25 protein-coding genes are annotated in these 25,837 nt (G+C 69.2%); 8 read left to right on the forward strand and 17 right to left on the reverse strand.

The features are described from left to right. Window positions 1-189 precede the first annotated feature (189 nt). The 3 genes from ATK74_RS14260 (at window position 190) to ATK74_RS14270 (ending at window position 4,109) form a co-directional block, all read left to right on the forward strand. The gene (locus tag ATK74_RS14260; protein ID WP_143483691.1) at window positions 190-1,671 is read left to right on the forward strand and encodes a vWA domain-containing protein; all 1,482 of its coding nucleotides are present in this window, start codon (window positions 190-192) and stop codon (window positions 1,669-1,671) included. A gap of 273 nt (window positions 1,672-1,944) precedes the next feature. After that, window positions 1,945-2,385 (forward strand): TadE/TadG family type IV pilus assembly protein, encoded by a 441-nt coding sequence (locus tag ATK74_RS14265; protein WP_098461672.1) that lies wholly within the window; start codon window positions 1,945-1,947, stop codon window positions 2,383-2,385. A gap of 44 nt (window positions 2,386-2,429) precedes the next feature. Beyond that, window positions 2,430-4,109 carry a hypothetical protein gene (locus tag ATK74_RS14270; RefSeq protein WP_098461673.1) on the forward strand — a complete coding sequence of 560 codons (1,680 nt, stop codon included), beginning with the start codon at window positions 2,430-2,432 and terminating at the stop codon, window positions 4,107-4,109. Between the two features lie 120 nt (window positions 4,110-4,229). On the opposite strand, the gene ATK74_RS14275 is transcribed toward ATK74_RS14270, so the two are convergent. The 5 genes from ATK74_RS14275 to ATK74_RS14295 form a co-directional block, all read right to left on the reverse strand. Beyond that, the gene (locus ATK74_RS14275; RefSeq protein WP_169923874.1) at window positions 4,230-5,105 is read right to left on the reverse strand and encodes an N-acetylmuramoyl-L-alanine amidase; all 876 of its coding nucleotides are present in this window, start codon (window positions 5,103-5,105) and stop codon (window positions 4,230-4,232) included. A 35-nt stretch (window positions 5,106-5,140) separates the two neighbouring features. Further along, complete coding sequence (locus ATK74_RS14280; protein ID WP_098461674.1) at window positions 5,141-6,031, reverse strand: transglutaminase family protein; 891 nt, start codon at window positions 6,029-6,031, stop codon at window positions 5,141-5,143. Beyond that, entirely contained in the window at window positions 6,028-8,496 is a 2,469-nt protein-coding gene (locus tag ATK74_RS14285; RefSeq protein ID WP_098461675.1) for a circularly permuted type 2 ATP-grasp protein, read from the reverse strand. The genes ATK74_RS14280 and ATK74_RS14285 overlap by 4 nt, the downstream gene beginning before the upstream one ends. Before the next feature lie 90 nt (window positions 8,497-8,586). Further along, complete coding sequence (locus tag ATK74_RS14290; protein WP_098461676.1) at window positions 8,587-8,976, reverse strand: hypothetical protein; 390 nt, start codon at window positions 8,974-8,976, stop codon at window positions 8,587-8,589. Between the two features lie 31 nt (window positions 8,977-9,007). Continuing rightward, window positions 9,008-9,679 (reverse strand): hypothetical protein, encoded by a 672-nt coding sequence (locus ATK74_RS14295; RefSeq protein ID WP_098461677.1) that lies wholly within the window; start codon window positions 9,677-9,679, stop codon window positions 9,008-9,010. A gap of 101 nt (window positions 9,680-9,780) precedes the next feature. On the opposite strand from ATK74_RS14295, the gene folP reads away from it, so the two are divergent. Continuing rightward, a complete protein-coding gene (gene folP, locus ATK74_RS14300) occupies window positions 9,781-10,692 on the forward strand; it encodes a dihydropteroate synthase (RefSeq protein WP_098461678.1) in 912 nt (303 codons plus the stop codon). On the opposite strand, the gene ATK74_RS14305 is transcribed toward folP, so the two are convergent. The 3 genes from ATK74_RS14305 to ATK74_RS14315 are packed head-to-tail and all read right to left on the reverse strand — an operon-like array spanning window position 10,689 to window position 13,622. Beyond that, a complete protein-coding gene (locus ATK74_RS14305; protein ID WP_143483693.1) occupies window positions 10,689-12,002 on the reverse strand; it encodes a Kelch repeat-containing protein in 1,314 nt (437 codons plus the stop codon). The genes folP and ATK74_RS14305 overlap by 4 nt on opposite strands. Then, a complete protein-coding gene (locus ATK74_RS14310) occupies window positions 11,995-12,546 on the reverse strand; it encodes a SigE family RNA polymerase sigma factor (protein WP_245840962.1) in 552 nt (183 codons plus the stop codon). The genes ATK74_RS14305 and ATK74_RS14310 overlap by 8 nt, the downstream gene beginning before the upstream one ends. Window positions 12,547-12,581: 35 nt before the next feature. Next, a complete protein-coding gene (locus tag ATK74_RS14315) occupies window positions 12,582-13,622 on the reverse strand; it encodes a Gfo/Idh/MocA family protein (protein WP_098461680.1) in 1,041 nt (346 codons plus the stop codon). A gap of 71 nt (window positions 13,623-13,693) precedes the next feature. Here ATK74_RS14315 and ATK74_RS14320 point away from each other — a divergent pair, with 71 nt between their 5' ends. Continuing rightward, on the forward strand, window positions 13,694-14,596 hold the full coding sequence (locus ATK74_RS14320; protein WP_098461681.1) for a hypothetical protein: 903 nt from the start codon (window positions 13,694-13,696) through the stop codon (window positions 14,594-14,596). Window positions 14,597-14,631: 35 nt separating this feature from the next. Here the strand turns inward: ATK74_RS14320 and argF are convergent, their stop codons facing one another. After that, the gene (gene argF, locus ATK74_RS14325) at window positions 14,632-15,627 is read right to left on the reverse strand and encodes an ornithine carbamoyltransferase (RefSeq protein ID WP_211283471.1); all 996 of its coding nucleotides are present in this window, start codon (window positions 15,625-15,627) and stop codon (window positions 14,632-14,634) included. A 135-nt stretch (window positions 15,628-15,762) separates the two neighbouring features. Between argF and ATK74_RS14330 the strand changes: the two genes are divergently transcribed. From ATK74_RS14330 to srmL, 3 genes are all read left to right on the forward strand, one after another. Then, window positions 15,763-16,143: a phage holin family protein gene (locus ATK74_RS14330; protein ID WP_098461683.1), complete on the forward strand. Its 381-nt coding sequence runs from the start codon at window positions 15,763-15,765 to the stop codon at window positions 16,141-16,143. Continuing rightward, window positions 16,140-16,622, forward strand: coding sequence for a low molecular weight protein-tyrosine-phosphatase (locus ATK74_RS14335; RefSeq protein ID WP_098461684.1), 483 nt, complete (start codon window positions 16,140-16,142; stop codon window positions 16,620-16,622). Before ATK74_RS14330 ends, ATK74_RS14335 begins: the two co-directional genes overlap by 4 nt. A 146-nt stretch (window positions 16,623-16,768) precedes the next feature. Continuing rightward, the gene (gene srmL / locus ATK74_RS14340) at window positions 16,769-17,884 is read left to right on the forward strand and encodes a PheS-related mystery ligase SrmL (protein WP_098461685.1); all 1,116 of its coding nucleotides are present in this window, start codon (window positions 16,769-16,771) and stop codon (window positions 17,882-17,884) included. On the opposite strand, the gene ATK74_RS14345 is transcribed toward srmL, so the two are convergent. The 8 genes from ATK74_RS14345 to ATK74_RS14375 all read right to left on the reverse strand — a co-directional run bounded on the left by ATK74_RS14345 (window position 17,881) and on the right by ATK74_RS14375 (window position 25,819). Next, window positions 17,881-18,270, reverse strand: coding sequence for a hypothetical protein (locus ATK74_RS14345; protein WP_098461686.1), 390 nt, complete (start codon window positions 18,268-18,270; stop codon window positions 17,881-17,883). The two genes, srmL and ATK74_RS14345, sit on opposite strands and share 4 nt — an antisense overlap. A gap of 656 nt (window positions 18,271-18,926) precedes the next feature. After that, window positions 18,927-21,773 carry a LysM peptidoglycan-binding domain-containing protein gene (locus ATK74_RS14350; RefSeq protein WP_098461687.1) on the reverse strand — a complete coding sequence of 949 codons (2,847 nt, stop codon included), beginning with the start codon at window positions 21,771-21,773 and terminating at the stop codon, window positions 18,927-18,929. Next, window positions 21,773-22,195 (reverse strand): TadE/TadG family type IV pilus assembly protein, encoded by a 423-nt coding sequence (locus tag ATK74_RS14355; RefSeq protein WP_098461688.1) that lies wholly within the window; start codon window positions 22,193-22,195, stop codon window positions 21,773-21,775. Before ATK74_RS14355 ends, ATK74_RS14350 begins: the two co-directional genes overlap by 1 nt. Next, a complete protein-coding gene (locus ATK74_RS14360) occupies window positions 22,192-22,530 on the reverse strand; it encodes a TadE/TadG family type IV pilus assembly protein (protein ID WP_169923875.1) in 339 nt (112 codons plus the stop codon). Before ATK74_RS14360 ends, ATK74_RS14355 begins: the two co-directional genes overlap by 4 nt. Before the next feature lie 11 nt (window positions 22,531-22,541). Further along, on the reverse strand, window positions 22,542-22,712 hold the full coding sequence (locus ATK74_RS15470) for a hypothetical protein (RefSeq protein ID WP_169923876.1): 171 nt from the start codon (window positions 22,710-22,712) through the stop codon (window positions 22,542-22,544). 22 nt (window positions 22,713-22,734) lie between these two features. Next, window positions 22,735-23,613, reverse strand: a complete 879-nt coding sequence (locus ATK74_RS14365) for a hypothetical protein (protein ID WP_098461690.1) — start codon at window positions 23,611-23,613, stop codon at window positions 22,735-22,737. Continuing rightward, entirely contained in the window at window positions 23,610-24,461 is an 852-nt protein-coding gene (locus ATK74_RS14370) for a type II secretion system F family protein (protein WP_098461691.1), read from the reverse strand. Before ATK74_RS14370 ends, ATK74_RS14365 begins: the two co-directional genes overlap by 4 nt. After that, complete coding sequence (locus ATK74_RS14375; protein ID WP_098462302.1) at window positions 24,458-25,819, reverse strand: TadA family conjugal transfer-associated ATPase; 1,362 nt, start codon at window positions 25,817-25,819, stop codon at window positions 24,458-24,460. The genes ATK74_RS14370 and ATK74_RS14375 overlap by 4 nt, the downstream gene beginning before the upstream one ends. Between the last annotated feature and the right edge of the window lie 18 nt (window positions 25,820-25,837).

A 25,837-nucleotide genomic window follows, 5' to 3' on the forward strand; every position in this document is an offset into this window, starting at 1 on the left:
GTTTGGGATAGGTTCCGCTGTGGCCGGCTTCTGATGTCCATCCCGACTGTGAAGTCCGGCCGCTGAAAAGAATGCACCCAATTCATCGCTTGTGTCAAAGGAATGGTCAAGCACTATCTCAAGGCGCAATAATGGGTTCAGACTTGTGGTGATTTGTCACCCATTGGAGGACATCTTTAGGGGAGCCGCGTGTCTTTGCGCGTACGAATTGCGGGGCTGGTCGCCGTCGCCGCCGCCCTGATCGGGTTGCCGGCAGGCGTGGCTTGCGCGACGCCGGGACCCACCGACGGCGTGATCAAGGCCCTGGCGCTGCCCGTCCAGACCACTGACTTCATCGTCCTGGTGGACAACAGCGCCTCGATGGCCAAAGGCAAGTCGGCCGATACCGTCCACTCTGCGCTGAGCCAACTGCTCAAGATCATGCAGCCCACTGATCGACTGGCCCTGTACAGCTTCGACTCGACGGTCACCGCGCAGTACCGCGGCCTGGTCGGCGATCAGGGTGCCCGGATGCTCGGCGCACTGCCGAAGGCCACGGTGGGCTGGAGTGATCAGGGGGCCGCGCTGGAGGCTGCGGTTACCGAGCTCGCCCGGGATGCAGCCAACCCGCAGGCCGTCGTGGTGATGATCACTGACAGCATTCCGGATCCGGCGCCCGGATCGGACTACCAGAGCCAAGAGGGCAAGGCCTGGCGCGAGCTGGCCGAGAACGGCCGCAGGTTGGCCGGCCAGCGACCGATCGCCAGCTATCTGTTCGGGCTGTCCTCGACCGTCGACGTCACCATGCTCGGCCGAGTGTTCCCCACGACCCAGCCGGTGAAGGCCTCGGGCATCAGCCGAGCCGTCGCGTCGATCAACGCCGATGTTGAGCAGCTGCGTGCAGGCCGTCTGTTGGGTACCGAGCTCCAGGCCCCGATCGCGGTGAGCTGGACCGGCGACTTCAGCTCCGGCTCGACCGGGTGGCTGCCGATCCGGGTCACGGTCGAGTCGCCTTACCGGCACGTACCGATCGTCCTCAGCGGTCTGCGGGTGGCGGCCGCCGGCGAGCTGTCCGCCGAGGTCAGTGGCCTGCCGAAGGTGATCGAGCTCGCGCCCGGGCAGACCAGGAACCTGGATGCTCAGCTTCAGCTCAGCGGGGACGGCGACCTGCGCAACCTCAACCTGACCTTCGACGCTGCGGTGGACTCGCCTTGGCGTCCTGCGCTCACCGCCGGACTCGGGCTGACTTTCGAACCCAAGTTGGTGACCGTGGCCGGTGCGCGCGCCGATGGCGCTCTGGCTCGGTCGCTGCCCACGCTGGTCACCGTCGGCGGGCTGCTCGGGCTATCGGTCGTGGTGTGGTGGCTGGGCAGCGCGCTGATCTCGCCGCGGATGCGCGGGGAGCTGATCTTCAGCCGGCATGCCGAGGTGCTGGCCCGAGTGCAGCTGCGTGGACGGCGCCAGTATCTGGCCGGTGTGCCCGGCGCCGGAACCCTGGCGACGCTGGGCGGAGCGGTCTACGGCGCGCGTCCGGTTCGGGGCAACGACCGGGAGGTCCGAGTGGATCTGGTTGCCGGCAAGAGCTGGAGTCGCGGCGTCATTCAAGATGGTCACGTCATCCAAATGGGTGACATGGAAATTGCTTACTCGAGTGAACCCGGCGCAATTGTCCGGCCAGCACTCGTGCATTAACAAATGTCGCCCGAACGGGTGACACTCGCGGTGATTTCTCTAGGAAATGCCTATGAATTACATGGGTGTGCTTCCCGCGAGAGCCGCTCTGACTAGGTACTTCATCCCCTTGGCGGGAGCTGTGGATGCCCCTAGTGGAGGCTCCTGTGTTCCTGTCGAGCGCTATCATTAGGGCCTTTGGACGGATTGACACCCTTCTTCAACGCTGCCTAAACTGGTGAGGAATTCTGGAGGGGGTCCGGATTCAACGGTTATCGGCAGAATGAGACATAGATGCGTAGAGGCAAGCCTGCGCAGACATCCGAGCGCGGAGCGGCAGCAGTGGAGTTCGCACTGGTGCTGCCGGTCCTGATCGTGATGATCTTCGGGATGGTTGACATGGGCATGGCGATCAACGCCCAGGCCATCGTCGGCAATGCGGCGCGCGAAGGCGCGCGCGCAGCCAGCTTCAGTGGCGCCGACACGACGGCGACCAACAACGCGATCAGCCGGGCTTCGGCAAGCCTGATCGGTACCGCCCCCACCACCAACATCACGTGCCAGACCATGGTCTCCGGCACCCCCACCGCGATCGCTTGCTCCTCGGTCTCGCCGGGTGACTCAGTGCAGGTCAAGGTGTCCTATACCTACAAGTGGATCACCCCCGGCGTCCTCGGCCTTCCCGGCCAGAGCGTCATCGTCGCCACTAGCCAGATGCGGATCGAGTCGGCCTGATGAAATCCTCGCGCGCAACCAAGATCTCTCGAAACCAACGGGGCGTGACCGCAGTCGTGGTCGCGATCTCGATGATGTTGCTGGCCGCGGCCGGCGCGGTGGGCTTCGACGTGGCCCGGCTGGTCTTCGCGAAGCAGCAGCTGCGCAACGCCGTCGACGCTGCAGCGCAAGCCGTCGCGGTCGACATGCCGGTGTCCAGCGCGTCCACGGCGATCCAGCTCGCCAAGAGCTACGCGATGGCCAATGACCCCAACCTGACTCAGTCCAACATCTCGGTGGACTTCTTCTGTGTGGTGGCCAAGGCGTCCGACGGAACGCCGGATCAGCGCCAGATCCCGGCCACCTGCAACCCCGGGACCTGGACCGACAGCGCCACCTTCACGTACAAGGGCAAGAAGCAGTGCCCGGACACCTCGCCGGTCTGCGCCATTCCGTGCGTCCCGTCGGCCACCGTGAAGTGCAACGCCGTCCAAGTGAGCGCCAGCCGGAACGTTCAGTTCGTCTTCGGGCCGGCCATCAACATCCCCAGCGCTCCGGTGGGGGTCTCGACTGTGTCCTGCCGGGGGACCTGTGGCGGTGAAGCAGCACCGAACCCGATGAACGTGGTGGTCATGGCCGACCGCACCGGTTCGATGCTCGACTGGTCGGGCGGCGACGTGCTGTCGAACATGAAGTCACTGCGCGACGGCATCTCGTCGATGCTCACCGTCATGGACCAGCGGGTTCAGTACGTGGCGATGGGGGCGATCCACAAGAGCAAGTCGACCGCCAGCAATCCGATCGCACCGCTGACGACGTCGGACAACTTCTTCACCAGTCTCAGCAACAAGTCGAGCTCGACAACGCCCGCCTCGACCCAGGACACCGGTACGGTCAATGGCTGCAATGCCGCCACCAATGCCGGCACCGGCAACAAGTACAAGTATCACAACGACGTCCTCACCGGGACCTGGGTGCCGGTGAACTTCACCAACAGCTACCTGAACACCAATGCCTCGGGGGCCTACGTCCTGGACGGCTCCGGGTCGCGAACGGTCAAGACCGGGACGAGCCTGCAGACCAGCATCAACAACCTGCCCTACGCGGTGGCCAACTGGAACACGACCTCGGGGACCAGCTCGTACTGCACCAAGGACGGGTACGACATGGGTACCCACCTGGCTTCGGCGCTGAAGGGCGGCGCGCAGTACCTGCTGAACTCCAGCAATCTGACCAACAACATCTCGGCTGCCGACCTGGCCGCTCGGGACGCGTTGGGGATCGTGCCGAGGAAGGTCCTGATCCTGGAGACGGACGGTCAGCCTGGTGAGAAGTTCACCAACGTGGGAGCCGACGGCACGGTGACCGATCTGAGCAACACCTACGACATCGGCAACACAAACCTGCAGACCGCGTGCGACAACTTCAAGAAGGTCGCTGACAACGCCAAGGCGGCCGGGATCACGGTCATCACCATCGGCTTTGGTGCGGTGAACTCGGGCTCTTGTGGCAACACCTCGTCGATCAGCGTCCTGGCCAGCGTCGCGTCCACCAAGGACTCGGTCACCGGTCACGGAGATCCGGGCGACTGCTCGTCACCCGCAGGTGTCGCTGCGGAGAACAGCGACACCGACTTCTTCTTCTGCGCAGCCTCCGGGGCCGACCTGGCCAACGTGTTCACCACCGCGATGGGCCAGCTCAGTGGTGGCACCAAGTTCATGGCGATCGACGGATTCGGAGACTGAGCCCGCCGCGCAGTGCATGAACTGGATCCACAGCCGGCGGCGTTCGTCCGCCTCCAGCGATCCCCTACTGAGTCCGTCCCGTAGCCGATAGCGGGGCGGACTCAGTGCTGTCTGGTCGGCTCAGTCCAAGAACTCGCTGATCGCATCGGCCAGCGCGGTGGCGGCCTTCGTTCGCCACGCGGACGAGGTGAGTAGGGCGGCGTCCTTGGCATTGCGCATGTTGCCCATCTCCATCATCACCGCGGGTACTTTCGCGAAGTTGAGGGTGGCAATGTCGGATCGGGGGCTGAGTGCGGTGCCTCTGCCGATGTAGGTCGATCGCGGCATCCCGGTCTGCGCGGTGAGCACCGACCGGATCTGCTCGGCGAGCTTCTTCGACTCGGCCTCGACGCCGGATCCGCCGGCCATCACGGTGGAGAGGATCACGTGGAAACCGCGCGCGCCCTTGCTGAAGCTGCCGTCGGCGTGGATCGAGATCAGCAGGTCGGCGTGCAGCTGGTTGGCCAGGCTGGCTCGGGTGTTCACGCAGGGGCCGTTGCCGGCGTCGTCCGCCCTGGTCAGCCGGACGGTCGCGCCGCGCTCGCGCAGCTCTTTGGCCAGCGCGTTGGCCTGGGCCCAGTTGTAGGCATGCTCGGCGTAGTCGGCATTGGTGGCAGTGCCGGTGGAGTTGCACGGCTTGGTCTTGCCGTTGCCGGCCGGAACCTTGTGCCGGATGAACGGGCCGTCGGAGTTGCGATTGTGGCCGGGGTCGATCACGATCACCCGTCCGTCGAGCCGGCCGGCGGCCGGCGGCGCGCTCTGGCTCGGGCTCGGTGCCTTGGTGGGTGTGGCCTGGGTCGGCGTGGACGATGAGGCCGGGCTCGGCGCCGCCGAGGTTGCTGCCGGCGATGGCCGTTCGGGGTCGGCCGGCGGAGCGGCTGCACAACTGGTCAGGAGCAGGGCGGCGAGCACACCGGCCGTCGTCCGGAGTGCGACCGTGGTTCGCTTCGACGTCACGGCCCCAGCCTGCCACGCGATCGGTGGGGACGCCCTCAGCAGGGCTCGACGTCGACCTCGACGCTCAGGGTGGACGAGTCGGCCTCGGTGAACACCACGCCGCGCAGCGGGGAGACGTCGGAGTAGTCGCGTCCCCAGGCGGTCACGATGTAGCGGGAGTCGGCGAACTGGTCGTTGGTCGGATCGAGGTCGACCCAGCTCCCGTCCGGGCAGCGCACGGACGCCCAGGCGTGGGTGGCGTCGGCCCCGCGCAGCTTTGGACGTCCCGGCGGCGGCACGGTCTCCAGGTAGCCGCTGACGTAGCGGGCCGGCAGCCCGGCCCAGCGCAGGCAGCCCACGGTCAGCTGGGCGAAGTCCTGACAGACCCCCTGCCGGGTGGCCAGCACCTCGGCCAGTGTGGTCTGCACCGACGTGGCCCCGGTGGTGTAGCGGAAGTCGCGGTGGATCGCGTGCAGCAACTCGGCCAGCGCCGTCCCCAGCGGACGATCGGGCCCGAGCACCTGCGCGGCGTACTCGCCGAGCCCGGCATCGATGGCCACCAGCGGGGACGGCCAGGTGAACTCGGTGTGCTCGACCGGATCCAGCTCGGCGGCCAGGACGGCCGCGGCCTCGGCCACGCTCCAGGCGTCCAGGGCGGCCAGATCGGGGGCCGGCCAGCTGACCTGCACCTGGCTGACCGCCTCGACCACCAGCTCGGTGACCGGGGCCCGGGTCTCCAGGTAGAGCGACGGGTTGCCGAAGTAGTCCAGGTGTTCGCTGAGCTGCTCGGCGGCCGGCGTCGAAGTCAGTTCGAAGGACAACACCTGCTGGGTCGCGGTCTCCCGCGGCCGCAGCAGGCCGCGGTTGTAGCCGGCCTCCAGGACGTCGTCGTAGCGGTAGCTGGTGCGGTGGGTGATCCGGTAGCGCCGGACGTCCGGAGTGCTCATCGCACCTCCAGCGGACGACTCCAGGACGCCTCGGCGGCGTGCCGGGTGGCCTGCCGGACGAAGTGCCGGGCGGCGATCCGGCGCCCCAGGCCGTCCAAGGCATCGCCGAGTTCGCGCAGCTGGTCGGCCAGCGCGGCGTCCTCGGACAGCCGGGACGCGATGGCCTCGGCCTGCTCGGCCAGCTGCCCATCGCCGGCCAGCCGCAGGTCGGCGGCCAGCGCGGCCAGCTGGTAGGCCACCGAACGCGGGTTGGACAGATCGTGCAGCAGCAGCTGGACCGCCGACTCCAGGCCGGTGGCCGGGCCGGTGCCGGCCGCGGCGCGACGGCGGTGGGTGATGATCGACTCACCGGCACGCAGCACGGCATCGGCCACCAACTCACCGGTCGGCGCGGCCGGGTCGTCCACCTCGAGCAGGCTGGTGGCCAGGAGTTTCACCGTGTGGGCCGCGCGCTCCAGGCGTCCGCCCGCGTCGAGGAAGGCCCACGACGAGTCGCGCACCATCGATTGGGCCATGATCCCGGCGTAGGCCAGCAGCGACTCCAGCACATCGGCCAGCAACGGCTGCAGCTGGTCGCTGTCGGCCGGCGGCTCGGCCAGAGTCTGCTCGAGCCGTCCGAAGACGCTCCACAGGTCGACGCTCATCAGGTCGCGGACGCTCAGCGCCTCCCCGATCAGCCGCCGGACGCTGTGATGGACGCCGCCGATGGCGGTCTCATCGAGAGCCACCCGGGTCAGATAGCCGACCCCGGACTCGGCCACCGAGCGCTCCACGCCGGTGATCCGTCCGACCGCGCCGAGCAGGGTCGAAGTGGCCGCCGCGCCGGCCGAACCGGGACGGGAGCCGAAGTCCTCGGCCAGGTCATCGGCCACCTTGAGCAGCCGGGCGGTGCTCTCGGCGCGCTCGGCGGTGCGTCCGATGGTCATCAGGGCGCGGGCCACTCGGGGCGGGACGGCCGACTCGCGGGCCACAGTCAGCCGCGGACGGCGTCCGTCCGAAGCCGAGGTCTCGGCCACCGAGGCCGGCACCCAGACGTCCTTGGCCAGCGCGCCCAGGTCACTGCTCACGGTCAGTTCGGACGTGCTGGAGGCCACCCGGCCCAGACCGCCGGGCAGGAACCGGTAGCCGTCGGCAGTGGCCACCCCGAAGCTGCGCAGGACGAATCGGCGCGGCTCCAGCCCGTCGCTGGTCACCACCGGCGCGGTGGACAACTCCACCGGAGCTTGCCCGCACCAGGCCCACGGCTGGGCGGTGATCCGGGCGAGCAGTTCCTCGCGTTCGGTCGCACTGAGCAGCCAGCCGTAGCGCACCGGAGCGACCCCGGTGCGAGCCACCGGCTTGATCACCAACTCGTCCAGATGGGCCCGTACATGCGAGGCGGACGCCGGCTCGCCGCACCACCAGGTGTCCGGGCTGGCCAGCAGCGGCTGTTCGCCCAGCAGTGCCGCGCAGACCTCGGGCAGATGGGCCAGCAGCGCGGGGTTGTCGAGCACCTCGACCCCGATCGGGTTGGCCACCCGGACGTTGCCGAGGCGGCTAGCCTCGACCAGCCCGGGCAGCCCGACCTCGGAGCTGCTGCGGAACTCCAGCGGATCGGCCTGGTCATCGCTGACCCGGCGCAGGATCACGTCCACGGGCTCGAGCTGATCGCCGGCCCGCAGCCAGACCCGTCCCTGCCGAATCACCAGGTCGTCGGCCTCGGCCAGCGGGAAGCCGAGCAGGGCGGCCAGGAAGCCCTGGTCGTAGGAGCTGCGGCTATCCGCGCCCGGCGACAGCAGGACCACCCGGGGCACCTCGGCCGAGCCGGCGGCGTCCAGCAGGGCACCGGTCATTGATACGAAGAAGCCGCGCAGCCGGGCCAGGTCGCTGGCTCGGTGCAGTCCGGCCAGCACCTTGGAGACGATCCGGCGAGTGGCCATGGCGTAGCCGGCCCCGGCCGGGGTACCCAGCCGATCGGAGATCACCTGCCAGGTGCCGTCCGGGCTGCGGCCCAGATCAGTGGCCGTGGTCAGCAGCTGCCGCTGTCCGGCCTGGACCGAACCGTCGGCCACCCGGGCAAACCCGGGATGACTCAGGATCGCGGCCGGCGGCAACACGCGTTGTCGCAGAAGAGTTCGGGGTCCATAGAGGTCGGCCAGGACGGCGTCCAGTAGGCGTGCCCGTTGGGCCAGGCCATGCTCCAGCGTCGTCCATTCGGCTTCGTCCAGCGGCAGTGGCAGTGGGTCGACCCGCCACGGACGGCGCCGACTGCCATAGCTGATCCCCTCGTCGGCCACCTGCCGGGCGGCCTCGGCTCGGGCGGTCAGCAGTTGCGGGAGCCCGAGGGTTCCGATCGTCTCGGCGAGCAGCTGCGCCTGCGGCTGGACCTCCGGGCCGGCGACCAGTTCGTCCACTCGTCCCAAGCCCGGATGACGCCGGTAGGCATCGAGCAGCGGATTGCTCGGCTCGGCCACCGGGACGGACATGGCGCCACCCTACTCAGGGCGTCCGGCCTGCTGCGGGCGGACGACCCTGGCGAGACTCGCCCTCGAGCACCCGTGCACTGCGGGCGTGCGCTACGAGATGACCTGCAGGACGGCCACCTCGCCGGAGCCCAGGCAGGTCGCCGCCTTCGACGCCGACGCCTCGTCGAGGACCACGGCCACGTCCCCAGCGTTCATGAAGCCACCACCCCCGGAGACTGTCGAGCCGGCCATGAACTCGCGGCCGTCGGCCAGGCGGGCTTTGTCGCGGACGGCGGTCGTTCCGTTCGGCCAGACCAGCGGCATTCCGTTGAGGAGGTAGCAGCCGTTGTCGGCGCGACTGACCGTCCCGGACAGCGCCGCAGCCATGTGGGTCTGGGCGGGCCGAGCGGTGAGCAGCGGGGAGTCGGGCGCGGCCTGGCAACCGACCAGGAAACCGAGCAGGACAAGGCTGGCGACTCCGCCGCGAACAGAATCTCTCACCTCATGCTCCTTCCAGGCGTCCTCGCCCAGGTCACTCGATCAGGGTCACTCCGGCCAGCGCCACGGCGAAGCCCTGCCCGGTCGCGCCGTTACCGCAGATGATGCCTGTGCTCGCGCTCGCGCACAGGAAGTCGCCGAGCTTCAGCTTCTTGCCGTAGGGCAGGGTGGCCAGCGTCCAGCCGTCGTACTTCACCGAGGCCCACTTGGTGGGCTTCCACCAGTCGACGTACTCGCCGTTGGTCTGCGGCAGCGACTCGACGCCGCCGCTGCAGAAGTAGCCGACCTCATCGCTGGCGTTGACCCCGGTCACGTCCAGGCCCTCGCCCGGGCAGACCACGTCCGACTTGGGCACCTTGGTCATGTTCATGCCCTTGGGGAAGTGGCACAGCACGCCGTCTTCGTCCATGGCGCACCAGATCCGTCCGGTCGGGCTGGCGAAGTGGGCCTGGCCGTACTTGGTCACGTTCAGGGCGCCGGCCGCACTCGGCACTACCGGCTTGGCGGTGGTCTTCACCGGGGACGGCGTGGGCTTCGGGCTGGTCGGTGTGGCACTGGGCGATGCGGACGGGCTGTCCACCGGCGCACTCGTCGTCGGGGCGGCGGACGTGCTGGCGGGGCTCTTGCTCGGAGCCGGTGCGGGCTGGCCGATGGCGCAGCCGGAGAGCACGAACACAGCGACGACGAGCAGGACGCGGGCTCTCATAGCCACTCCTTGGGCCGGGGAACTGACATCAGTGTGGCGCATCGCAGCACTAACCAGTAGAGAATCGCCCGCGCCGCTCGTCCGCGCGGCACAGTTGGTGCATGGAGCAGAGTTGGCCGAGCCCACCGGTGACCCCGGCCCCGCTGGTGCTACGCGGACGGGTGTTCGACGCCGGTCATCCGGCGGTGATGGGCATCATCAACCGCACTCCGGACTCGTTCTACGCCCCGGCCCGGCACAGCCTGGAGTCCGGTCTGGCCACGCTGAGCCAGATGGTCGCCGACGGTGCCGCGCTGATCGACGTCGGTGGGGTGCGGGCCGGCCAGGAGGGCGGCCCGGTGTCGGCCGCCGAGGAGATCGAGCGGGTTCGTCCGTTCCTGCTGGCGGCCCGCGAGCAGCACCCGGACGTTCTGCTCAGCTTGGACACCTGGCGCTCCGAAGTGGCTCTGGCCTGCGCGGACGCCCGGATCGACCTGGTCAACGACACCTGGGCCGGCGCCGATCCGGAGCTGGTGAACGTGGCCGCCGAGCTCGAGGCCGGCTATGTGGTCTCGCACACCGGTGGACTCCCGCCGCGCACCGACCCGGTGGCGATCAGCTACGGCGACCACCCCGACGATGTGGTCTACGACGTGCTGAGGACGATGCAGGCCGGGGCCGAACGGGCCATGGCGGCCGGCGTCCCGGTCGAGCGGGTGCTGCTCGACCCGACCCTGGACTTCGGCAAGACCACCCGGCATTCACTGCGGGTGCTGCGGGCCACCGGTGCCGTGGCCGGACTCGGTTTCCCGGTACTGCAGGCGCTCAGCCGCAAGGACTTCGTCGGCGAGACCCTGGATCTGCCGGTCGACCAGCGCTTGTACGGCACCCTGGCGGCCACGGCGATCGCCGCCTGGCTAGGGACGACGGTGTTCCGCGCTCACGACGTCCCGGCCACCGTGCAGGTGGCGTCCATGGTGGCGTCCATCCGTGGCGACCGGCCGCCGACTGTCGCGGTCCGCGGCGAGCCCTAGGGCGAAACCGGCAGGTAGTAGGCGGTGGCCTTGGCCTTGTTGTCCACTCCGGTTACCCGGTAGACGAGCAGGCCGTTTGGGCTGCCGATCGCGATCTGGTCGGTGAGCTTGGCCTTGGGCAGGTCGGGCAGCGGGACCATCGAGTTGTCGCTCGGGTCGAGGAGATGCCCGTAGAAGACCATCCTGCTGCCGACCACCGTCCCGTTGGCTGCGAACAGCCCGGAGGCCTTGAGCCGGTCGGTCTCGTCCTGGGAGAAGTCCATGGCCAGCCCGCTCCCGATGCCGTCCGCCACCCGATAGGTGTCGAGCATCGACGACCCGTCCTTCTGGAAGACCACCGAGCCGCCGACCGCGGTCATGCGGCCGCTCGCGGTGACGTTCGTAACGGGGGTCCAGGTCTGCGTCGTGAGGTCGAAGGTGGCGTACTTCGTCTCTCCGCTGAGCGTGTAGGCCGACAGCACCAGCCGATCACCGATGGACACCACCGAGCGGGCCTGGTTGGGGCTGAAGGGGTTGGTTGGCAGCGCCGTCCAGGTGTTGCTGGCCGGGTCGTAGCGCCGGTCAGTGGCGTCGCCGCCGAGCCTGGTGCCGAGCCCCACGCCGATCAGCTGATCACCGGCAACCACCAGACCATTGAATCGGGCAGGTGCGGCGATCGAGGCCCAGGAGTTGGTGCTCGGGTCATAGACCACGAGCGTGCTCGCCGTGGGGTCGGTGGCGCGGGTGAAGTAGAGCTTGCCCTCGAAGGCCACTCCGGTGGTGCCCTGCAGTGAGACCGGCGGCTCGGCAATCGACGTCCAGGAGTCGGTGGACGGGTCGTAGGCGACGCCGTCTCGATAGGACTTGCAGTCGGCGCTTGGGCCGCAGGCACCCGCGCCACCGATGAGGTAGTACCGCCCGTCCAGCCAACCTGTGGCCGGCTCGATCCTCGTGAGCGGGACCTGACTGGTGAGCTTCCAGGCAGACGCGGTGGAGCCAAGCCCGGGGGTTGGCAGATGAGGCGCCGGCTGGCCCACTCCGCCGCCGAGTTCGCCCTTGTCCTGCGCAGTCATCGACGCCGCCGCGCTGGGTGCCCCCTCGGCCACGGTGGCACTCACTCCTCGGCCAGCGAACTGGCTGAAGCCGAAGCCGACTCCGGCCACCACGACGATCGCCGCGGCCGCGCTCAGTACCCGATCCCACCGGAGCTTGCGCCGGGACGGACGGACGAACTGCGCCGGATCCAGCGGCTCGAACTCCTCAGGCTCGGCGAAGGAGGCCCGGAAGGCTTGCTCTTCGCGGCTGAACTCGTCTTCGGGCGACTCAGTCATCGCGGCCCCCTTCCAGCCGAGCCCGCAGCGCGACCAGCGCCCGATGTACATGCGACCGGGCAGTCGCCTCCGGGCAGCCGAGAATCGTCCCGATCTCGGCGAAACTGCGATCCTCATAGAAGCGCAGCACTACCGCGGCCCGCTGCTGCGGAGGCAACTCTCGGCACAGCCGGGCCGCCTGATCGGCGTCGGCCAGCACTGCCGAAGCGTCGGCCACGGTCGGAGCCGCGTGCAGCTCAGCCGGGTCTTCGACGACGTGCAGTCGGCGCACCTTGCGCCAGGCCGAGACGTGCGCGTTCACGATCGAGCGGCGGACGTAGGCCTCCACCTGCCCGGACGCGGCTACCCGCGTCCACTTCGGGTACAGCCCGGCCAGCGCCTCCTGGACGACGTCGTGGGCGTCCTCGCGGTTGCCGGTGATCAGCGATGCGAACCGCAACAGCGCGGACGAGCGCAGCGTGACGTACTCCTCGAAGGAGCCGTAGCCGAGCGTGGCCGCGGCCCGGATCGGCTCAGCCACCACCACCCCCTGCAGGATCGTCACAACCAGTACACGCCGCTGGCCCGGCTTTCGTTGCGCTACTCGCCAGGGAACCGGACGCCGCGCTGCGCGCGGAGCTCGTCCAGGGTCTCCATGATCGAGACGGACTCGTCCAGCCCCAGCTGCGGCGACTCGGTGAAGCCGTCGCTGATCAGCTGGGCGAAATGGGCGGCCTCATAGGCCAGCCCCTGATGCCCGGTGATCGGCGCGGACGGGGCGGTCAGGCTCTGCCCGTCCCCGAACACCAGCCGGACCGGGCCGGGAGTGTAGAAGTCGCCGTCCAACTCGACCCGGGCCTGATCGCCGGCGATCACCGCTGTGGTCGGGGTCTTGGCCGCGATCGTGCAGCTGACCAGGGCCTGCGCATGCGGGTGCTCCTCGTAGCCGGAGAAGATCGCCGAGATCTGGCGATCCACTCCGGCGGAGGTCAGCTCGCCGGCGGAGTGGATCTTGCTCGGGGTGCCCAGGACGAACGAGGCGAATGAGATCGGGTAGATGCCCAGGTCGAGCAGGCCGCCGCCGGCCAGGGACGGATCGACCAGCCGCTGGACGTGGGTGAGCGCCTGTCCGTGATCGGCCACCAGCAGCTCCAGCTCGCCGAGCACCCCGTCCTCCAGCAGCTGGCGGACGATGTCGATCCGCGGCAGGAACCGGGTCCACATGGCCTCCATGAGACCGACGCCATGGCGGCGGGCGGCGTCCACCACGGTGCGGGCTTCGTGCGCGTTGCGGGTGAACGCCTTCTCGACCAGGACGTGCTTGCCGGCCTGGATCGCCAGCAGTGACTGGGCGGCGTGCTCACTGTGCGGGCTGGCCACGTAGATGGCGTCCACCTGCGGATCGGCGACCAACTCTTCATAGCTGCCGTAGGCGCGGGCGATGCCGTAGCGATCGGCGAAGTCGCGGGCCCGTTCGAGGCTCCGCGAACCCACCGCGACCAGCTGCTGGCTGGTGTGCGTGCGGACCGCGGTGGCGAATGCACTGGCGATCCAGCCCGGGGCGAGAATGCCCCAGCGCAGGGCCGGCGCGGCGGCCGGGTCCGGAACTCGGGAGAGCGGCAGAGTCTGTGGGAGAGCCATGTCTCAAAGCTATCCGTTGGCGGCCCCGTGTGGCCTAGAGTCGACCCAGGTCGTGGACGAGCGGAGGGTCGATGGCGACCAGGGTGGTGCAGTGGCGCGAGGCCGTGGACCCGGCCGATCTTCGCGAGTACGACGCCTTCGGGCCGTGGATCTATCCGGTGCGTTCGGCCGCTGAGCTGCCGCGGCGCTTTCGCCGCTACTGGGCCGACCTGGCCTACGCCGAACTCCTGCTGAAGATTCCGCGGGACCGGGATCGCAGCCAGATCCAGCCGGGCGACGATCTGTATCACAGCGTGCTGGCCGTCTTCCCGGAGCGACTGCAGGTGCTGCGGGCAGAGGTGCCCGACGCTGGTGAGGTGGAGCGCCTCGACGTCCGCTTCACCGAGGTGGTTGGTGTGGTCACCACCGCCAACCTGCTCCAAGGGCAGTGGACGCTGCTACTGCGCAACGGACGGCGGCTGGACGTTCCGCATCCGGCGACCGGCGGGGACGTGATGGAACAGGTGTCCGACCTGATCCGGCCCCGGATCAGTGGCCCGGAGCGCCGGTTGCCGACCACCGGGCAGTTGCAGCCACGGGATCATCTGTTCGGCGTGCACCTGGCCGCGCTGGCCGACAGGTTCGGCTCCGCGCTGGCCCTGCACGTCGATCCGCGCAAAGCGCCTTGTCGCGGCGGCTTCGGCTGGCCGAAGGTGAGCACGGGGACGATGATCGTGTTCACCCCCACCGAGCTGGTGATCGTGAATCGCGGCGAGGCCGCCCGTCCGGTGTTCATGCCGAACTACGAGGTCGGCACCGTCGAACTCCCTTATAGCCGACTGGAGTCGTTCGCGGTGCGTCCGCCCGCGCGCTGGTCGAGCTTCCACCAGCTGGTGCTGCGCTCGGGAATGCAGGACTACGTCCAGCTCTGCCTGAACCCGCCGGACGCCGTGGCCGCCCAGCTTCGCCTGCTGGAGTTCCTCGAGGACATCTAGCCCTCGAGTTTCCGTTGGCCGAGTCCGTCGACGCCTCAGGCCAGGGTCGCGACCAGGATCGCCTTGATCGAGTGCATCCGGTTCTCGGCCTGGTCGAAGACGATCGACGCCTCGGACTCGAACACCTCGTCGGTGACCTCGAGCTCGGGCAGCCCGAACCGGGAGAACACCTGCTCGCCCACCGAGGTCTCTCGGTTGTGATAGGCGGGAAGGCAGTGCATGAACTTCACCTCGTCCACCCCGGTGCGCTCCATCAGCGAGGTGTTCACCTGGTAGTCCTTCAGCAGCAGGATCCGCTCGGTCCACACGCTCTCCGGCTCGCCCATCGACACCCAGATGTCGGTGTGCAGGAAGTCGCAGCCCTTCACGCCGTCCAGGTCCTCGGTGAGAGTGATCCGGGCGCCGGTCTCGATCGCCAGATCGCGCGCTGCGTCCACCACCTCGGTCGGCGGCAGCAGCTTGGCCGGGGCCACCATCCGCACGTCCATGCCGAGCAGGGCGCCGCCGATCAGCAGCGAGCAGCCGACGTTGAATCGGGCGTCGCCGACATAGGCGAAGGCGATGTCGTGATCGTCCTTGCCGGACGCCTCACGCATGGTGAACATGTCGCACAGGCTTTGGGTGGGGTGCCACTCGTCGGTCAGGCCGTTCCAGACCGGCACCGAGGAGTACTTGGCGATGGTCTCGACCGTGGACTGCTTGGCGCCGCGGTACTCGATGCCGTCGAACAGCCGGGAGAGCACCCGCGCGGTGTCGGCCGGTGACTCCTTGTGGCCGAGCTGGGACGAGTTGCCGTCCATCTGGGTCACGTGCGCGCCTTGCTGATGGGCGGCCACCTCGAAAGCCGAGCGAGTGCGGGTGGAGGTCTTCTCGAAGATCAGCGCCAGGTTCGCCCCGGTCAGCTGCGGACGCTCGGTGCCGGAGTTTCGCTGGGACTTCAGGTCCGCGGTCAGATCGAGCAGCTGTCGCCACTCGGCCGGGCTGAAGTCGAGTTCCCGCAGGAAGTGCCGTCCACGCAGATTCGTCACGATGAGTACCTTTTCGAGGGTCTGAATAGCGCAACTCTGCCAGACTCACGCTCACCGGACGTCGCTGATCATTGCGCTGGAGCCAGCTGTTGGTGGAGAGTCTCGCCGCTGCGGCGCCGTCCGTGACAGCATGGGGCCATGCTTGCTCGTCTCCTCGCCAGCGCGGCCGCCCTCGCCGTAGCCACTTGGTGGCTGCCTGGAATCAGCATTCAGGGCCATCAGGACACCGCAGGTCAGGTGATCACCATGCTCGTGGTGGCCTTCCTGTTCGGTGTGGTTAATGCCGTCGTGAAGCCGCTGTTCAAGTTCGCTTCTGCCCCGTTGATCCTCCTTTCGCTCGGCATCTTCCTGTTGGTGATCAATGCCTGCCTGCTGATGCTGGTCTCCTGGGTTTCCGGGCAGGTGGGCGTCCCCTGGCATGTGGACGACTGGGGGAGCGCTTTCTGGGGCGCCCTGATCGTCTCGGTGGTCAGTTTCATCGTCAACGCGTTCTTCAAGCGGGGCGAGGAGCACCGGTGAGTCAACCGGTGATCTGTTTCGTCTGCTGGGGCAATATCTGCCGCTCACCGATGGCTCAGGTGGTCGCCGAGGCCCGGGCCGCCTACGAGCAGCTGCGCGGCGTGCAGTTCACCAGCGCGGGAGTCAGCTCCGAGGAGCAGGGCAATCCCATGGACCCGCGGGCAATCGCGGTGCTGCGGGCGAACGGCTACTCGCCGGGGATGCACTCCGCTCACCAGATCACCCCGGACGAGATTCGCAGCGCGGCGATGCTGATCGGCATGGAGCCGCTGCACCTGTCCCGGATCCGCCAGGTCGTCTCGGATGCGACCAACCTCTATCTGATGTCGGACTTCATCCCGGCCGCCGAGCCCGGTTCGAGCATCGAAGATCCGTGGTACGGCGACGACTCGGACTTCAAGGTGACCCTTGAGCAGATCCAGTCGGCCATGCCTGAGGTGATTCGGCGCGCTCGCGAGCTGGCCTCGGGACGGGCGTAGCATGGCGTCCATGACCAGCCAGCGATTTTGCTGCCCCCGGCCGGGCGTCGGCCGCGGGGGCTGCTGCGTGCGCAGGTCCTAGCGAGTCGTCCTGATCGCCTGGCCGGGGGTGTGAACCGCCCGTCCAGACGATCCGAGAGACTCCCATGACTACCTATCTGACCCCTGACCAACTTGTGCAGGCGTTGACCCTGCGCGATCTGAGCAACCCCGAGAGCGGTCCTCACGCTCTGCAACTCCTGCTGGACGAACTGCTGACCGCCGTCACCGGACGGCTCGGCTGCAGCCTGCGGCTGGTCCGCAACCCGCCGGTGGTGTCGGTGGGCGACAACTACGACCGGCTCGGCTACCGGCTCGACGACGTCACCCGGCAGCAGCGCTACACCCGCTACCTGAGCCCGACCACCATGCTGCGCAGCCACACCAGCGCCGAGCTACCCAAGGCGCTCGAGGCCTACTCCGGCTGCGGCGACCAGGTGGACGAACTGATTGCCGTGCCCGGCCTGGTCTACCGGCGCGACGTGGTGGACCGGCATCACGTCGGCGAGCCGCACCAGCTGGACCTGTGGCGGGTCTGGTCGCACCCCGGGGCCGACGACGCCCAGCTCGAGGAACTGATCGAGGTGGTGGTGCAGGCGGTGCTGCCCGGGGTGAGCTGGCGGACGACGTCGGTCGAGCACCCCTACACCCGAGCCGGCCGGCAGGTGGACGTCCGGCATCAGGGGCAGTGGCTGGAGCTGGCCGAGTGTGGCCTGATTCACCCGGACGTGCTGGCCCGCAGCGGGCTGGACCCGTCCGACTGGTCGGGGTTGGCCCTGGGGATGGGCCTGGATCGGGCGCTGATGCTGCGCAAGGGCATTCCGGACATCCGCTATCTGCGCTCGTCACAGCCGCGAATCAAGGAGCAATTGCTCGACCTGGACCCGTGGCGAGAGGTGTCGCTGCTGCCGCCGATCCGCCGAGACCTTTCAGTAGTGGTGGACGCCGACCGCTCCGACGAGCTGCTCGGTGACCAGATCCGGCTGGCGCTGCGGGATCGGCTGGACGATATCGAGTCGGTCGAGGTGCTGGCTCGGACGCCCTATGCCGAACTGCCCACGGCGGCGCGGGAGCGGCTGGGGCTGGCTACCAATCAGGTGAATGCGCTGGTGCGGGTGACGTTGCGTCCGCTGGGCTGGACGATGACCGACCAGGAGGCCAATGACCTGCGCAACCGGGTGTACCTGGCGATCCACCAGGGGCCCTACCGGGAGTTGGCCTAGCGCTGGTCGGCTTTGGGTGCGGCCTGTTCTGCCTTGGACACACCCCGGTCCCGCCGGGTGATCAACACCAGGGCGGTGCCGCCGAGGATGCAGGCCGCGCTCAGCAGGAGGTGCAGTCGGCGGGTGTCCGAGCATCCGGAGGCCGCCTGCACGCTGGCTTCGAAGAGCTCCTGGACGACGCCGACGGCGATGCCGCAGAAGGCGCCGTTGACTTCGACCGCGGAGACCAGCAGCCACATGCCGGCACCGCCGAGCACCAAGGCCAGCAGCCCGCCGAGTCGGCGGAGTTCCGAGGAGGGGCGCCGCATTTCGTCCAGCAGGACCAGCCCGATCGTGCCCACCACAATTGCGGCGGCGAGCGCGATGGTCGCGGTGATCAGGACCACCAGAACTCCTGTTCCAGCTGGATGGCTCGGCGGATGGCGAGGTACCGGACGCTGAGCGTCCAACACGCCCGAATCGTAGCGCCGGGTCCCCCATGCGGGTGACGCCACACGCGCTGTTTCAGGCATTGTTCACCAACCTGCTCTCCGCGAGGAGAGGTGGGCGTCTCCGGGCTTGATGGAGGCCCTCCTGGGGTCGAAATCGCGCCTCCTTCTCCGCGTTCGCTACCGAGTGCAACGTTTGCTGCCGATCTTTCGGTAGCGAGAGTTGCGTTCGGTAGCGGGAACCGGCTGAGTGGATCGGCGTGGGTCCGGGGGCGAGGGCGGACTGGACGGACTGGGTGGGCACTGTCTGGCGTAGATCGGCTGGGGTCCGACGCGATGCGATCTGCAGGCTCGATGCCCTGCGGGGTCGCGGGATGCTCTCCTCCGGTGATCGATCCGGCAAATCGCGTCAGGGGCAGGTGGGTGACTCTGTTGGCCACCGACTCGTCCACGGTGGCGATGTCTCGACTATGTCCCCGTCCCTCAGCGGCTAGCGATCGCCTCCTTCGCCGCGTTCGCTCCTCACCTCCTTCTCCGCGTTAGCTACCGAGTGCAACGTTTGCTGCCGATCTTTCGGTAGCGAGAGTTGCGTTCGGTAGCGGGAACCGGGTGAGTCAGGCCCAGCGGGCCCGGATGGAGCCTTCGATGACCTGCTGGCAGAGCTCGACGGTCTCGGGGAGCAGATCGACGCCGAGCTGGCGGGCCTGGCGGGTGACTTGGGTGACCAGGCGGTTCACCTCGCTGGTGGCTCCGGCCAGATGTTCGGTGCGGATTCGGGCGGCCATCAGCAGTTCGTCGGCCGGGGCGACGCTCAGCGCTCGGGCCGCGGCCCAGCGGGCCTGGTCGAAGTCGCGCCGGGCCAGGGCGCGTTCGGTGAGGACGAGGGCGGTGTCGCGCAGGGCGCTGGCGATGTCGGTGCGCAGTTCCTCGGCCCAGTGCCACTGACCGGGAGCGGCGTCGGCCAGCGGGGCCCCACGGACGAGTTCGAGCGCGGCGACCAGGGACGTGTCGGGCAACCGGTCCAGCCCTGCGGCCAGCAGGGTCTGCAGCTGATGCCAGTCGGAGCTGACACCTGGGTGCAGCTCGATGCGTCCGACGTACGCCTCGGGCAGGTAGGCCTGGCCCTCGGGCGAGGTGCCGAGCCAGCTGCGGAGTCGGCTCAGGTTGGAGCGGCGGGTGCCTTCGGCGATGCCCAGACCGGCCGCCATCTGGGTGGCGGTGCTGCGCGGATGCTCGAGGATCCAGGCGCACAGCTCGATCAGCTGTTGGCGGGCCCGGGTGGGCTGTTCGCCCCGCGCGCCGACCAGGTCGGTCGGTCCGATCAGCAGCAGGCGCGGCTCGGAGTCGGTGATCACTCGGACGATGTCCACGGGTTCCTCAGCTCTCTTCGGGAGCGGATGGACGTTGGCCGCCCCGGCCCACCAGGCCGGTTCGGTGGCGGGGGAGTCGGCGCCGGCCAGCAGTCCGGCCAGATCCTTGGCAAGCGAGGACGGCACCGTGTGCGGAGTCAGGCCGGCGGCCAACCCGTCCAGTCGGCCGGACAGGGCGTCCCGGTTTCGGTGGACCTGCCAGTTGGCGGAGACACCGGAACCGGTCGGCAGGAGCGCCACCACCCCGCACGGGTCGCCGTCGAGCGCATGCTCGAGGCGGGCCAACTCGAGCGGACTCAGCTCCTCACCGAGGACGAGCACCAGCGGGGCGACGGCATCGGCGCGGTCCGGATCCGCCCGCAGCTCGGAGAGACCGGTACCTGACAAGGCCTTCCGGCGCTCAGCCGCGAGACTGACGGCGTCACTGATCGCGCTGCGCAGGTCCGGTGCACGTCGGACGCGCTCGCCGCCCGACAGCGCCAGCAACTCGCTGCCGGTTCCGGCGGCGACCACCTGCGCCTCCGCACTCCATGGCGCACAGGCCAGCTCGATCCCCATGGCCAACAGTGCCGAGCCGGCCAGTTCTGCATCGTCGGCCGCGACGCCGAGCACTCGGGACTGCTCGGCGTTGACCAGGATCGTCCGTCCGTCGGCAGCGGTGCCCACGCTGACCACGCAGGGGTAGGGGCAGGGATGTTCGGACGGGCCGAGCTCGATGGCCTTCGCCACCCCGATCTGCCAGCAGTCCGGATCACCGACGAAACCCTCGGGCGGAGCGCCGGCGGGCTGGGTCCATTCGAAGGCCAGCGCGCGGTCGTCCAACTCGATCCGGGACAGCGGCGGCAGCGGACGCCCGGCCGCCGCGAGCCGCTCGCCGAGGTGACGCAGTGCCCGATCGAGCGCGACGATCCGGTCCGGACGCTGCACCGTCCCCAGCGCCACCCGCAACCGGGCGGCTGCCGGATCGGCGTCGATCAGCCGCCGACCGCGCGGACGTTCCCGCAGCCGCAGGGCCCGCCGAGTCTCGACCGCGCCGATGATCACCGCTGCCGCCAGGGTCCCGACCGGACCGATCAGTCCGATCGGCGACGGGCTCACCGCCGACTCGGCCTCGACCGGCGCCTCGGCGACCGGCCCCGGAGCGGGGGTGCCGGTCGGCTGCTCGGGTGCGACCGGGGGCGGGGCTTCGTGCCGAGCAGTGGGGGGATCCAGCCTGCTGGGGGCGACCGGGCCAGCGGGGCCGCGTCGACCATCCTGATCGGGGGCCTCCTGTGCGGGCGGCGTGGCCTTCGCGCCAGGGATCCTCAGGCGCCAACCGACCTCAATGTGATCGGGGTCGCTGATCAGGCCCCGGTTCGCTGCGGCGATCTTCGGCCATCGGGACGCCGCGCCCAGGTGCTCGAGGGCAAGTTCGGAGAGGGTGTCACCGCGCTCGACCACGATCGACGTGTCGCGACGTGGTGCAGCGTTCCGCGGGTCTGGAGTTGCGGCGGCGTGCGAGTCGACGGTCAGGCCGGACGGCATGGCGAGCCGGGTTCCGGCTCGGAGCTCCTGAACCGGATCCGCCAGCAGCGACGGGTTGGCCGCGGCGAGTTCGCGCCAGTGCCGTCCATCGCCGAGAAGGGTCTCGCTGACCGACCACAGGTCGTCCCCGGGCTGCACCTGATAGCTGCTGGCGTCCGCCTCGGGGAGGCTCTCCTGCGCCTCGGCCGGCGAGGCCGGCAGTGGAGCCAGCGGCTGCGCGAGGCTTGGCTCGGTCGCACGCGGAGTGCTGGCGGTGGTGGCTAGGGCCAGGACCGCCAGCAGCAGTCCGGCGCTGAGCTGCTGGACGACCACCAGCCCGGGCAGCCGGACGAAGGGACGCCCGACCAGCAGCCGGACCGCCTCCACGACGGTGGCCAGGCCAAATGCGGCCCAGGCCAGCCAGCCGATGGCGGTGATCAGTCCGAACAGCAACGAACCGTCGTCGGGGCCGAGCAGCTCGGCGGCGGAGAGCTGCGGGTACCAACCCCAGTTGAGGAGGGCGAATGGGGCGCCGATCAGCAGCAGAGCCAGAGTCAGGGCCGATCCCAGCCCGCGGAGCCAACGCATCACTTTCTCCCTCGATAGCGATCGACCACGGCACTGCCCTCGGCGCTGACCAGGAGTTCGCCGGGCCAGCCGGGCACCAAGATGTCGGCCAGCGGGACGGTGCAGTCCACGGCCGCGTGGACGGTGCCCGGCGTCCCGGCCGGCCTGCTCAAGGCGTCGGCATCGAGCCGAACACCGAGCTGGACGCAGCGCAGTCCGCTCACATCGGCCTGCACGGAGACCAAGCGTCGGGCCGCGGCGTCGGCGGCATCGGCATGCCGCTCGAAGGACGCGGCTCGGGCGGCCGCTCCGGCCATGGACTCGACGCTGTTGCGGGCCAGCCAGACCCGTCCGCCGCCCACCAGGAGACTGAACAGCAGCACCAGGACCGGCACCAGCAAGGTGAACTCGATCGAGGCGGATCCGCGCTGGCGGCCAGTCATCGGGCCACCTCGGCCGGAAGGACGGCGCGCTCCCGGATCTGAGTGAGCCCGAAGTCCAGGAAAGACAGCGGACGGCCGGTCACCGTGACCACCAGCAGATCCCGATCGACGGCGATGTCGATGCCGACCTCGGTCAGTCCTCCGGTCGTGGCCACCCGCCGGCCGGCCTCCTCGGCGGCTGCCGGATCGTCCCCGGGGGCACGCAGATCCGCGATGGTGGCGGCTGCCGCTGCGGCGACGGCACGTCCGTGCAGCCAGATGCCGGTCTGGACCAGGCCGAGGATCAGCATCAGCAGTGCGGGCATCAGGATCGCCCACTGGACGGACTCAGCCACGCCGCGCTGGTTCATGGCTGCGGCAGGTGCTGGTTCACATAGGTGGTGACGAAGGCGCCGATGCTCAGCGCCACCACGGCGGCGATGCCGACGTAAATCGCCGTCTCGGTCGACTGGGACAGGCCGCGCTCATCGTGGCGCAGAGCGACGAGTCGTCCGATCAGCTCGTGGACGGTCTTCATGGGGACTCCTTTCGGTGGCGGGTCAGCCGGCCAGCAGCCGGAGGATCGGGGGCAGCAGGAAGAACAGGGCGAAGACCATCGACGGGATCACCATGAAGAAGGTCATCCGCTCCGACAGCGACGAGGCGGCGATCTTCGCCGCGGTCAGGTGGGCGTCCCGGAGCTCCCGGACGCGCGCCCGCAGCGAGTCGGCCAAGGAGGCGCCGGAGTCCTCCAGGGCGAGCACGTCGGCCAGGTCGCCCAGTGCGGGCAGCTGGAGTTCATCGGCCAGCTGATGTAGGTCGGAGTAGGGCTGACGCTGTTCGAGCCGAGCCCGCTCGAGGGCGTCCCGGATCGCCACGAAGACCGCTGCGTCGCTGACCAGTGCGGCCGAGCGCAGCGCTTGGCCGCTCGACCGGTTGGCCAACCGCTCGAGAGTCACCAGGTCGAAGAAGGTCAGCAGGGCTTCGGTGTTGTCGGCGGCGCTGGCGGCTTCGCGGCCACGAAGCAGCAGGTCGGGGAGGAAGAAGCCGGCCAGGCCGAGTGCCGCGGTGGCCGCGGCCGGCCACCCGATCGCGGTCGTCCCGGCCCCGACGAGCAGGTTCACCAGCCAGGGCAGGGCCAGCCCGACCATGGCGCCCAGGGCCTTGCCGGCGTAGTGGCGGTCGACCGATCGTCCGATCAGGCGCAGTCGGCGGCTGGTCGCTTCGGTGACCGGACGTCCGACCCGGATCCGAACCCAGGACCCGAGTCGGTCGATCCCCGTGCCGGAGGCCTGCTCCGGCGGGGTCAGCTGCCCGTCGAGCAGGTCCAGGGCATCGGCGAGCCGGGGACGGAACGGCAGCGCGACGGCTCCGATCAGCAGCCACAGGCCCAGTCCGATCAGTCCTCCGGTCAGCCCGGCAGCGATAGTGAGGTTCATGCCGCCCTCCGCAGAATGCGCTGGCGGGGACGGGGCAGCGCCATTCGGCGCAGGAACAGCAGCGAGCCGAGGTACGCCACCACCAAGCCGGTCAGCAGGGCCTGCCCGGGCAGGCTGGCGAACGGTGCGAAGAAGGAACCACCGAAGACCAAGGCCAATCCCAGTGCCGCCACTGTGAAGATCGTCACTTGGCGCACCACGATCCGCGGTTTGGCGCGTTCGGTCTCGATCTCGCGCAGCGCCCGCAGCCGATCCTGGATGGTGTCGGCCAGGGCATTGAGGGTCGCCGTGGCGCCGGTGCCGCCGCGCTCTGCGGCCAGCATCAAAGCCGCCAGAACTGCATCGGCGTCCGCGCTGTTCAGGACGTCGGCCATGGCCGTCAGCGCTTGCTCGATCGTCCAGCGGTCATCGAGCCGGGCCACCAGCAGCCGCAGTTCCGGGCCGAGCGGGTCGGGTGCCTTGCGCGCCGACACCCGGATGGCGTCAGTGATCGACCGCCCGGTGGGGAGCAGCGCGGCCAGGTTGCGCACCCAGCGGTCGAGCGCCTCAAGCAGTTCGGCGTCGCGGTTCACCGGCGTGGACAACAGCACCGGCAGTCCGAACACAGCCGCCGGGACGATCACGATCAGCATCGGCAAGCCCGTCCAGGTGGCAGCCGCGAACCCGCCGGCTACGGCCAAGCCGAGCTGGGCAACTCGTCGCTTGCCAGCCGGAGTCTGCCAGGCCGCGGTCAGCCGCGAGGCGCGCGGACGAGCCTCCTCGGCCGGAGCGAACCGGAACCCGGCGACGATCAACAGGACGCCGCCGCCGATCAGGAGCCCGCAGAGCGCGGCCAGCGCGGTACTCATCGGGACCGCCAGGCATCGGCGAAGGGGGCGAGCTCGGCGAGCAGTTGCGCGCCCGGGGTGAACCGGGCGCCGTCGTCGGTGGTGTAGACGACTTCGGTGACCGGACGCCCAGCCTCGACGCCACCGGTGAGTTGCCGGATCTCGGCGACGCTGCGGGTGCGCGTCCCGCCTCGCCAGGTGTCGTCGACCAAGCGGACGTGGATCAGCAGGCTGATGTGATGAGCGATCTGCCGGTAGGCCTCGTCGATCGAAAGCACCCCACCCTGGGCCACCCGGGCTGCCAGCCGGTCGATGGTGGACGCCGCTGAATGCGAGTGAGTTGTGGACAGCGTGCCGGCCCCGGCCGTCATGGCCTCGAACATGGCAGCGGCCTCACCGCCACGGACCTCGCCGACGATCAGCCGGGAGAGGTTCTGGCGCAGTGCTTCCGGGATCAGGTCGGCCACGGTGAACTCGCCCAGCCGGCGTCCGTCGGTGATCTCACCCATGCCGACCCGGGCTTGCAGGGCGAGCATGTTGCGCCGGTTCGGCTGCAGATGGGTGAGCAGCTCGTAGTCGGTCTCCAGCGTCCCGAAGCGCTCGTTGTCGGGGATGGCCGCGATCAACGCCCGGAGCAGGGTCGTCTTTCCCGCCCCTTGGTCCCCGGAGATCACCATCGACTTACGAGCCAGCACCGCCGCGTGCAGGAGCCGGGCGACCTCCTCGGGCATCATCCCGGTGGCGGCCAGCCGGTCCAAGGTGATCTCGGTGAGTGTGTGCTGCCGGATCGTGATCGAGGGCCGATAGCTCAGCCCGAAGCCGATCGCGTGCAGCCGGAACCGGTCGCCCAAGGCCAGGGTCATCATCGGGTGGGCATCGTCGAAGGGACGGGCCGGGCTGACTGTCTCGCCCAAGAAGCGAATGGCCTCGACAAGTTCGGCATCGCTGTCGGCCACGGGCGGACGGGTCTCGCGGTGCCCGTCCCCGAACTGGACGACCACCGAGTCGCAGCCGTGGATCTCGATGTTCTCGGCGTCGGGGATCTCGAACAGCGGCTGCAGTCGTCCGTAGCCGAAGATCGCACTCTCCAGGGCCTGTGCGTAGGCGTACTCGGTCTCGACCGGCCACAGTGCCGCACCGGTTTCGGCTAGGCCGTCGGTGTGCTGGCGAACCACCGAACGGATGATCGAGCGACCCAGCAGCCGACGATCCACTTCATTTAGCGGGCCAGCGGTCTCAGCGATCGCGGCACTGATCAGTTCGGACGCTTTGCGGCGCAACGCCACCACCAACTGCCAGTCCACCCCGGACGGGTCGCGCTCGGCGGCCACCAGTTCGTCGGCGCGGAAGGACGTCCGTAGCTCGGGTTCGGTGCCCATCAGATCCACCTCGGCCAG

The sequence above is a fragment of the Propionicimonas paludicola genome (assembly GCF_002563675.1).
Classification (GTDB): Bacteria; Actinomycetota; Actinomycetes; order Propionibacteriales; family Propionibacteriaceae; genus Propionicimonas; species Propionicimonas paludicola.